Annotated in this window: 8 protein-coding genes; 2 read left to right on the forward strand and 6 right to left on the reverse strand. The window is 68.4% G+C overall.

What is annotated here, in order from left to right; genetic code table 11:
- Positions 1 to 47: 47 nt before the first annotated feature.
- A complete protein-coding gene (gene uvrA, locus ETD86_RS31545; protein ID WP_138670254.1) occupies positions 48 to 2,888 on the reverse strand; it encodes an excinuclease ABC subunit UvrA in 2,841 nt (946 codons plus the stop codon).
- A 217-nt stretch (positions 2,889 to 3,105) separates the two neighbouring features.
- On the opposite strand from uvrA, the gene ETD86_RS31550 reads away from it, so the two are divergent.
- Together ETD86_RS31550 and ETD86_RS31555 are read left to right on the forward strand one after the other, a co-directional pair.
- The gene (locus tag ETD86_RS31550; protein WP_138670256.1) at positions 3,106 to 3,903 is read left to right on the forward strand and encodes a maleylpyruvate isomerase family mycothiol-dependent enzyme; all 798 of its coding nucleotides are present in this window, start codon (positions 3,106 to 3,108) and stop codon (positions 3,901 to 3,903) included.
- The gene (locus ETD86_RS31555; protein WP_138670258.1) at positions 3,903 to 4,559 is read left to right on the forward strand and encodes an MBL fold metallo-hydrolase; all 657 of its coding nucleotides are present in this window, start codon (positions 3,903 to 3,905) and stop codon (positions 4,557 to 4,559) included. The genes ETD86_RS31550 and ETD86_RS31555 overlap by 1 nt, the downstream gene beginning before the upstream one ends.
- Positions 4,560 to 4,816: 257 nt before the next feature.
- Here ETD86_RS31555 and ETD86_RS31560 read toward each other — a convergent pair whose 3' ends face one another.
- The 5 genes from ETD86_RS31560 to ETD86_RS31580 form a co-directional block, all read right to left on the reverse strand.
- Positions 4,817 to 5,092, reverse strand: a complete 276-nt coding sequence (locus ETD86_RS31560) for a hypothetical protein (RefSeq protein WP_138670260.1) — start codon at positions 5,090 to 5,092, stop codon at positions 4,817 to 4,819.
- Between the two features lie 36 nt (positions 5,093 to 5,128).
- On the reverse strand, positions 5,129 to 5,953 hold the full coding sequence (gene pssA / locus ETD86_RS31565) for a CDP-diacylglycerol--serine O-phosphatidyltransferase (protein WP_138670262.1): 825 nt from the start codon (positions 5,951 to 5,953) through the stop codon (positions 5,129 to 5,131).
- On the reverse strand, positions 5,940 to 6,590 hold the full coding sequence (locus ETD86_RS31570; RefSeq protein WP_138670264.1) for a phosphatidylserine decarboxylase: 651 nt from the start codon (positions 6,588 to 6,590) through the stop codon (positions 5,940 to 5,942). The genes pssA and ETD86_RS31570 overlap by 14 nt, the downstream gene beginning before the upstream one ends.
- A gap of 108 nt (positions 6,591 to 6,698) precedes the next feature.
- Positions 6,699 to 7,682, reverse strand: coding sequence for a TerC family protein (locus tag ETD86_RS31575; protein ID WP_138670266.1), 984 nt, complete (start codon positions 7,680 to 7,682; stop codon positions 6,699 to 6,701).
- 182 nt (positions 7,683 to 7,864) lie between these two features.
- A partial coding sequence (locus ETD86_RS31580) for a glycosyltransferase family 4 protein (RefSeq protein ID WP_138670268.1) occupies positions 7,865 to 8,646 on the reverse strand: 782 nt, incomplete at its 5' end.

The following is an 8,646-nucleotide window of genomic DNA, read 5'->3' on the forward strand; positions in this document are numbered from 1 at the left end:
CTCTGAGGGCATCGCGCGGCCCACGCCCGCGGGGCCGCGCGACCGTCTCAGAAGGAAAGGATCTTCCGCAGGAAGCGCCCGGTGTGGCTCTCCTCCTCCAGCGCGACCTCCTCGGGCGTGCCGCTGGCGACCAGGGTCCCGCCCCGCGAGCCGCCCTCGGGACCCATGTCGATGATCCAGTCCGCCGTCTTGATCACATCGAGGTTGTGCTCGATGACGATCACGGTGTTGCCGCCGTCGACCAGCCGCCCGAGCACGCCCAGCAGCCTCCGGATGTCCTCGAAGTGCAGGCCGGTGGTCGGCTCGTCGAGCACGTAGATCGTCCGGCCGGTCTGCCGCCGCTGCAGCTCGGAGGCCAGCTTGACGCGCTGCGCCTCACCGCCGGACAACGTCGTGGCCGGCTGCCCGAGCCGTACGTACCCGAGGCCCACGTCGTTGAGCGTCTGCAGGTGCCGCTTGATCGCGGGGATCGCGTCGAAGAAGCCCAGGGCCTCCTCGATCGGCATGTCGAGGACCTCGGAGATCGTCTTGCCCTTGTAGTGGACCTCCAGCGTCTCCCGGTTGTAGCGGGCGCCGTGGCAGACCTCACAGGGGACGTAGACGTCCGGCAGGAAGTTCATCTCGATCTTGATGGTGCCGTCACCGGCACACGCCTCACAGCGCCCGCCCTTGACGTTGAAGCTGAAGCGCCCCGGCTGGTAGCCGCGCACCTTCGCCTCCGTCGTGGCCGCGAAGAGCTTGCGGATGTGGTCGAAGACGCCGGTGTACGTGGCCGGGTTGGACCGCGGCGTGCGCCCGATCGGCGACTGGTCGACGTGGACGACCTTGTCCACGAGGTCCATGCCGTTGATCCGCGAGTGCCGCCCCGGCACCGTGCGCGCCCCGTTGAGCTCCTTGGCCAGCGCGTTGTAGAGGATGTCGTTGACCAGCGTCGACTTCCCCGACCCTGACACGCCCGTCACGGCGGTGAACAACCCCAGCGGAAACTCGATGTCCACGCCCTTGAGGTTGTGCTCGCGCGCGCCCTTGACCGTGATCTGCCGCTTCCTGTCGCGCTTGCGGCGCTTGGCGGGGATGGGGATGCTCCTGCGCCCGGACAGATATTGCCCCGTCAGCGACTCCTCGCTGGCCAGTAGCTGCTGCACGGTGCCGGACACCACGACCTGGCCGCCGTGCTCGCCGGCGCCGGGACCGATGTCGACCACCCAGTCGGCGGCCGCGATGGTGTCCTCGTCGTGCTCGACCACGATCAGCGTGTTACCCATGTCGCGCAACCTGATCAGCGTGTCGAGCAACCGCATGTTGTCGCGCTGGTGCAGGCCGATGGACGGCTCGTCCAGCACGTACAGTACGCCGACGAGGCCGGAGCCGATCTGCGTGGCGAGCCTGATGCGCTGCGCCTCGCCGCCCGCGAGGGTGGCGGCCGCCCGGTCCATGGTCAGGTAGTCGAGGCCGACATCGAGGAGGAAGCCCAGGCGGGCGTTGATCTCCTTGACGACCCGCTCGGCGATGTGCATGTCGCGGTCGGACAACTTGAGCGCGGCCAGGAACTTCGCGCACTCGCCGATCGACATGGCCGCGACCTCGGCGATCGACCTGTCGGCGACGGTCACCGCCAGGGTCACCGGCTTGAGCCTGGCCCCCTTGCACGCCGGGCACGGGATCTCGCGCATGTAGCCCTCGAACCGCTCGCGGCTCGAATCGCTCTCCGCCTCGGCGTGCCTGCGCTGCACCCAAGGGATGACGCCGTCGTAGGCGGTGTAGTAGGAGCGCTGCCTGCCGTAACGGTTGCTGTAGCGGACGTGCACCTGCTCGTCGTGGCCGTACAGCAGCGACTTCTGCGCCTTCTTCGGCAGCCGCTCCCACGCGGTGTCGAGCGTGAACCCGACCGTGTGCCCCAGCGCCTCGATCAGCCTGACGAAGTATTCACTCGTGTGGCCGCCCGACCACGGGTGCAGCGCGCCCTCGCGGAGTGTGCGCTCCGGATCGGGCACGACCAGGTCGGGGTCCACCTCCATCTTCGTGCCCAGGCCCGTGCACTCCGGGCAGGCGCCGAACGGCGAGTTGAAGGAGAACGAGCGCGGCTCCAGCTCCTCGAACGACAGGTCGTCGTAGGGGCAGTAGAGGTGCTCGGAGTAGAACCGCTCGCGGCCGGGATCGTCCTCGGGCAGGTCGACGAACTCGAGCGTGATCGTGCCGCCGGACAGCAGCAACGCCGTCTCGACCGAGTCGTTGAGCCGCCGCCGCGCCGACTCCTTGACCGACAGGCGGTCGACGATGACCTCGATGTCGTGCTTCTCGTACTTCTTCAGCGTCGGCGGGTCCTCCAGCCGCACGACGGTGCCGTCCACCCGGGCCCTGGCGAAGCCCTTGGTCTGCAGCTCGCGGAACAGCTCGGCGTACTCCCCCTTACGACCGCGCACGACCGGGGCGAGCACCTGGAACCTGGTGCCCTCCTCCAGATCCATGACCCGGTCCACGATCTGCTCCGGCATCTGCCTGGCGATCGGGCGCGCGCACACCGGGCAGTGCGGCTTGCCGATCCTGGCCCACAGCAGCCTCAGGTAGTCGTAGACCTCGGTGATCGTGCCGACGGTCGAGCGGGGGTTTTTGCTGGTGGCCTTCTGATCGATCGACACCGCCGGCGACAGGCCCTCGATGAAGTCGACGTCGGGCTTGTCCATCTGGCCGAGGAACTGGCGGGCGTACGCCGACAGCGATTCGACATAGCGCCGCTGGCCCTCAGCGAAGATCGTGTCGAAGGCCAGGCTCGACTTGCCCGAGCCGGAAAGGCCGGTGAAGACGATCAGCGCGTCTCGCGGCAGGTCGAGCGAGACGTCCTTGAGGTTGTGTTCTCGTGCACCACGCACGATCAGGCGGTCTGCCACGGCGATCCCGGAAGTCGAAAGGCGGATAGGTCCACGGGGGATGGTAGACGGGGGCTCCGACAATTTCGGCGGCTCGGTTCGCGGCCCCCGAAAATCCGTCCCTCACAGGTTACGGCCATTGGCCACCTCGGCAGGAGGCCTTCCGAATCTAACGATCTGACCTGCGACTTTATGCCCGCTCCCAGGTGAGACACCCTAAATGTTGAAATATCCAGATATGACTGTCCTACCCGCGCTGCAGGCGGAGCTGGCCACCGCCACCGACCGGCTGCTGGCCACGGCCGCGTCCTTCTCCGACGCCGACCTCGCCGTACCCTCCCTCCTGCCCGGCTGGACGAGGGGCCATGTGCTCGCCCACGTCGCCCAGAACGCCGGCTCCCACCTCAACCTCCTCACCTGGGCGAGGACCGGCGTCCGAACCCCCCAGTACGCCTCACTCGAAGCCAGGGCCGCCGAGATCGAGGCCGCATCCGCCCGGCCGGCCTCCCAGATCGTCGCCGCCGTGGAGGACGGCGCCGCCCGCCTGGCCGCCGCTGTCCGCGACCTTCCCTGGGAGGCCTGGTCCGCCCAGGTGGAGGGCATGCGCCCGCCACCTCACCCCGCCTGGTACCTCCTCGTACGCCGCCTGCGCGAGGTCGGCTTCCACCACGTGGACCTCGACGCCGGGTACGGCCCCGCCGACTGGCCCGAGCCGTTCGTCCGCCGGGAGCTACGCGACTGCCTGGCCTCCTGGCCGCACGACAGGAGCACGGTGAGCGAGATCATTCTCCGCGACCCGGCATCCGGCGGCGTCACCCGCTGGCGCGACCTCGGCGGCGGACCGGCCGTGCAGGGCACACCACGCGACATGCTGGCCTGGCTGACCGGCAGGTCGGACGGCCGGGGCGTTACCCTGGTGCCTGCGGGGCAGTCGTTCATGCCAGGCACCGGGGGGACGGGCCTTCCAGAGCCGCCACCCTGGCTGACGATGCCGGCCCCCGCAGATCTGCCCGCGACGCTCCCGAAGGACTACTGATGACCTACACAGGTGACGTCCAGGTCGGCGGTCCCGCCGACGTGCGTGAGCTGCCCGCGCTGACGATCTGCAAGCTCGCCGTCGGCCCGTACGACAACAACGCCTATCTGCTGCGCTCCAAGCAGAGCGGCGACGGCCTGCTCATCGACGCGGCGGCCGACTCCGATCGCCTGCTCGCCCTGATCGCCGACGAGCCGATCGCCGCGATCGTCACGACGCATCAGCATGGCGACCACTGGCAGGCGCTGGAGCAGGTGACCAAGGTCACGGGGGCCCAGGTGATCGCCCACCCGCTGGACGCGCCCGCTCTCCCGCTGCCGGTGGATCGCACGGTGGAGCATGGCGACACGATCACCGTGGGCGACATCACCCTGGAGGTCATCCACCTGCGTGGCCACACGCCGGGCTCGATCGCGCTCCTGTACGACGGGGGCGATGCCGGCACGCACATCTTCACGGGTGACTCCCTGTTCCCCGGCGGCGTCGGCAACACCTGGAAGGACCCGGAGCGCTTCACTCAGCTCTACAACGACGTGGTGGAGCGTGTCTTCAACCGCCTCCCCGACGAGACCTGGGTCTACCCGGGGCACGGCAAGGACACCACACTCGGCGCCGAACGCCCGTCCCTCCAGGAGTGGAAGGCCCGCGGCTGGTAAGGCGGCCCACCCCACCGGCTCACCCACCGCCGACTCCAGGCCCCGCTGGGCGCCAGGTCCCCCGCCCGAGTGCCGTGCACCCCACCGCCGTCCGCCGGCGTGCCCTCTTGCGGAGTGCCGCCCCACAACGCGCATGACGGAGTCGCGGCGCGATCGAGACAAGGGCACGGCGCCGCCGCCTCACCGGGCAAAGACGCTGAACGGCCGGCCAGCCACCGGCCGCAGCACCACGTCATCGGAGCCGTGGGCGACAAGGCTCACTGGCGGGCGCCGAGCACCCGGACGATGCGCTCGGCCGCGAGGGCGGGGTCGTCGGCGAGCCCGACGAGATCGCCCCACGACCACCGATAGAACCACCCCTCCGGCATCGGCACGCAGTCGACCGTCTCGGCCAGCATGACGGTGTCGGGGTCGCTGATCCGCAACGCGGGCGGATACGGACGAAGCGTCGCCGTCAGCCCGCGCTGCTCCAGCTCCGTGGCCAGTTTGCCGAGATAGTACGTGCGCGTGTGCTCGCGCGGCGTGGCCGACATGGCTCCATCAAAGCCGAAGTAAGACGAAAAATCTCATCAGTACTTGATGCGCTCGGCTTCCTTACGCTGCTCGCGCTTGTAGAACAGCACCCGCAACGGAATGGCCGCCACGAGCGCGATCTGCATGGAGGCGCCGATCTTGATCGGCAGGTCGCCGCCTTCCGGCCAGGCCACCCAGACGGTGAGGAACGCCACGTTCACCATGATCCACCCGAGGACCCCCGCCAGGAGTTGCCCCTTCGGCTTCGGGTACTCGATCCGGCTGACCATCAGCCACGCCACGCCGAGCACGGCGAGCAACGCCCAGATGCTCGGCTGGAACAGCAGCACGATGGAGATCACGGTCATGGCGCCCATCGGGATGGGCAGCCCCATGAAGTCGCCGCTCTTGGTCTTGACGCAGGCGAACCTGGCGAGCCGTACGACCCCGGCGACCAGCACGGACGCCGCCGCCACCAGCACCGCGGTGAACGGCACCTGATCGGTGAACCCGCCCCAGATCACGACCATGAACGCGGGCGCGAACCCGAAGCTGATGACGTCGGCGAGGTTGTCGAGCTCGGCCCCCATCGCCGAGGCGCGGAAGCGCCGCGCCACGAGACCGTCGAACAGGTCGCACGTAGCCCCGATGAGCAGCAGCACGATGGCGGTGGCGAAGTAGCTCGGGTCGGGCGTGAACCGGCCGCCCTCGACCTGGAGCTGCTGGATCGCGGAGTAGGCCAGGACGCACACCGCGAGGAACCCGCAGACCGCGTTGCCCAGCGAGAGCGAGTCGGCGGCTGAGAGGCGGAACGCCTTGCCGACCGGACCTCGAGGCTCCTCCTCGTCCGCCTGCCAACTGCCGGCGTCAGCCGCGGTCAATTCTGGTCACCCCCGCAACCGTCTTCTCCCCCACGGACACCACGGGAGAGATCCCTTCGGGAAGGTAGATGTCGACCCGCGAGCCGAATCGGATGAGCCCGATCCGCTCGCCCTGCGTGACCTTCGCGCCCGCGCTCAGGTACGGCACGATCCTGCGCGCCACCGCGCCCGCGATCTGCACCATCTCGATGTCGCCCAGCGTGGTCTCGAAATGCCACACCACGCGCTCGTTCTGGTCGCTGTCCTTGTTGAACGCCGGCAGGAACCCACCTGCCACATGCTGCACGGAGGTGACATTTCCCGCAAGGGGGGCCCGGTTGACGTGGACGTTCAGCGGGCTCATGAAGATCGCGACCCTGGTGCGGCCGTCGGGCCACGGGTCGATGCTCTGCACCACGCCGTCGGCGGGCGACAGGACACGGCCCTCTCCCGGGGTCCGGTCGGGGTCGCGGAAGAACCAGAGCATGCCCCCGGTGAGCGCGCCCAGCGGCAGCGCCGCGAGCGCCCATCGCCGGTCCTTGCGCGTCAGCAGCGCGGTGGCGGCCGCCGTGGCCGCCGTCGGAAGGAGCCAAGGGGACACGCCGCGAGCGAGCCGGACAGAGCTCGCGCGGCTGGGCTTAGCAGAATCGTCGGACACGTACAACCTTTGATGGTGACTGGACTGGGCGCTTTGCCGTGATGTTACAGAACCAACAACTATTACACGGCACAACCACACAAGCAAAGCGCCTCGAAGCCCATTTCGCTAGACCTGCTCCGGGTGCGTCTCCTCGCCCTTGCGCGCGTCGATGCGGGCCTTCACCAGGCTGGCCACGGTGGTGATGACCATGGTGGCGCCGATGATGGAGAGCGAGACCCAGATGGGAATTTCGGGCGCCCAGGAGACATGGCTGGCGTGCAACGCCTCCAATACCAGCTTAACCCCGATGAACCCGAGAATGAACGCCAAACCGTAGCTGATGTAGACGAGTCGCTGCAACAGGCCGCCCAGCAGGAAGTACAGCTGACGTAGTCCCATCAGGGCGAACGCGTTGGCCGTGAAGACGATGAAGGGATCCTTGGTGAGCCCGAAGATCGCGGGAATCGAGTCGAGCGCGAACAGCAGGTCGGTGCTCCCGATGGCGATCATCACGATGAGCATCGGCGTGACGAGACGCTTGCCGTCGATCTTGACGGTGACCTTGGAACCGACATACCCCTCGGTGGACGGCAGCGTCCGGCGCACCCACCTGAGCAGCACGTTCTCGCTGACTTCCTCTTCCTCGCCCTTGAGGTGATGGCGGACGATGTTGATCGCGGTGTAGACGAGGAAGGCGCCGAACACGTAGAACAGCCAGCTGAACCGCTCGAGCGCCGCGGCGCCCAGGGCGATGAAGATGCCGCGCATGACCAGCGCGAGCAGGATGCCCACGAGCAGGACCTTGTGCTGGTAGGCCCGGGGCACGGCGAACCTGCTCATGATGATGAAGAAGACGAAAAGATTGTCGACACTCAGGCTGTATTCGGTGATGTAGCCGGCGAAGAACTCCCCGGCTCTGTCCCCCCCGACCGTGGTCCACAGGACCACTCCGAACGCCACGGCGAGGACAACATAGAACGTCACCCAGTAACCGGCCTGCCGCATGGAGAACTCACGTGCTTCTCCGCGGTCGACAATCCACAAATCTATGGCGAGGACAATGATGAGACCGCCGATCACGGCGATCCAGGCCCATGCGGGTACGCTCACGTCTCAAGACCCTCCGGCATGCAGGACTCAGTGCCGGAGGTCTCTCCCGCCCGCAAAAAGCGCGGACCGGCAGCCCCGGGGGCCCCGTGGAGCGGGGCTGCACCGTGATGACGAGGCTGTCGCGAAGGGATACTCCCCTCCCTAACCCAGGCAGTATATGAGAACGCCTTAGCCCCACCTAATCATCCCGTTAGATCGTGACGGCCGTACACCTCCAGCACGCTCTCCACCGCATCGTCGCCGCCGGGCATCTCCCGCCCCCGCCGCTCGGCCGCGGCCGCGAGTGTTTCCGCAGCTCCCGGCCCCTCCAGCAACCTCCGTACGGCGCCGCGCAACCCCTGGACGTCCCCGTACGGAACGAGGATCCCGGCGTCTCCCACAATTTCCGGAATTCCTCCCACAGCAGTGGCGATCACCGGTTTCCCGGCCATGAGCGCCTCCCTGATGCTGAGCGGCTGCCCCTCCCACCGGGCCGCGGTGAACACGGCGGTAGCCGCGCCGAGCAAGTCGGGAATGTCATCCCGGTTCCCCAGCAACCTCACCGGCAGCTCCTCGCGCCGGATCCGCGTCTCCAGCTCCGCCCGCAGCGGGCCCTCCCCGGCGACAAGAAACAGCGGCCGCCCCGTCCGCTCTCCCCACGGCCCCGCGGCGACGTCGAGGAGCGTTTCGAGTCCCTTCTGCTGGGCGAGGCGGGCAATCGTGAGCAGGATGGGCCGCTCCCCGGCCCGGAGCTCGTCCCTGACCTCCTCAGGTGTGCGCTTGGCGGGACGCAACGGAGGTGCGGGCACCACGGCGGCACGCACCTCCCTGGCCCCGAGCCGGGCCATGCGCTCCCCGAGATCTGGCGACACGACCAGCACCCGATCGGCCTTCCGCGCGACGATCCGCTCGAGCACCCCGTACACGAAACCGACGAACCCACCCGCGGTGAGCGCGTTGTGCAGGGTGACGACCAATCTCCCCC

The organism is Nonomuraea turkmeniaca (assembly GCF_005889735.1).
GTDB classification, from domain to species: Bacteria; Actinomycetota; Actinomycetes; order Streptosporangiales; family Streptosporangiaceae; genus Nonomuraea; species Nonomuraea turkmeniaca.

Bases quoted from the DNA above. Each gene is read 5' to 3' on its own strand.
- ETD86_RS31560 (WP_138670260.1), bottom strand. From the start codon at position 5,092: ATGTCGGCCACGCCGCGCGAGCACACGCGCACGTACTATCTCGGCAAA.
- ETD86_RS31550 (WP_138670256.1), top strand. From the start codon at position 3,106: ATGACTGTCCTACCCGCGCTGCAGGCGGAGCTGGCCACCGCCACCGAC.
- ETD86_RS31555 (WP_138670258.1), top strand. From the start codon at position 3,903: ATGACCTACACAGGTGACGTCCAGGTCGGCGGTCCCGCCGACGTGCGT.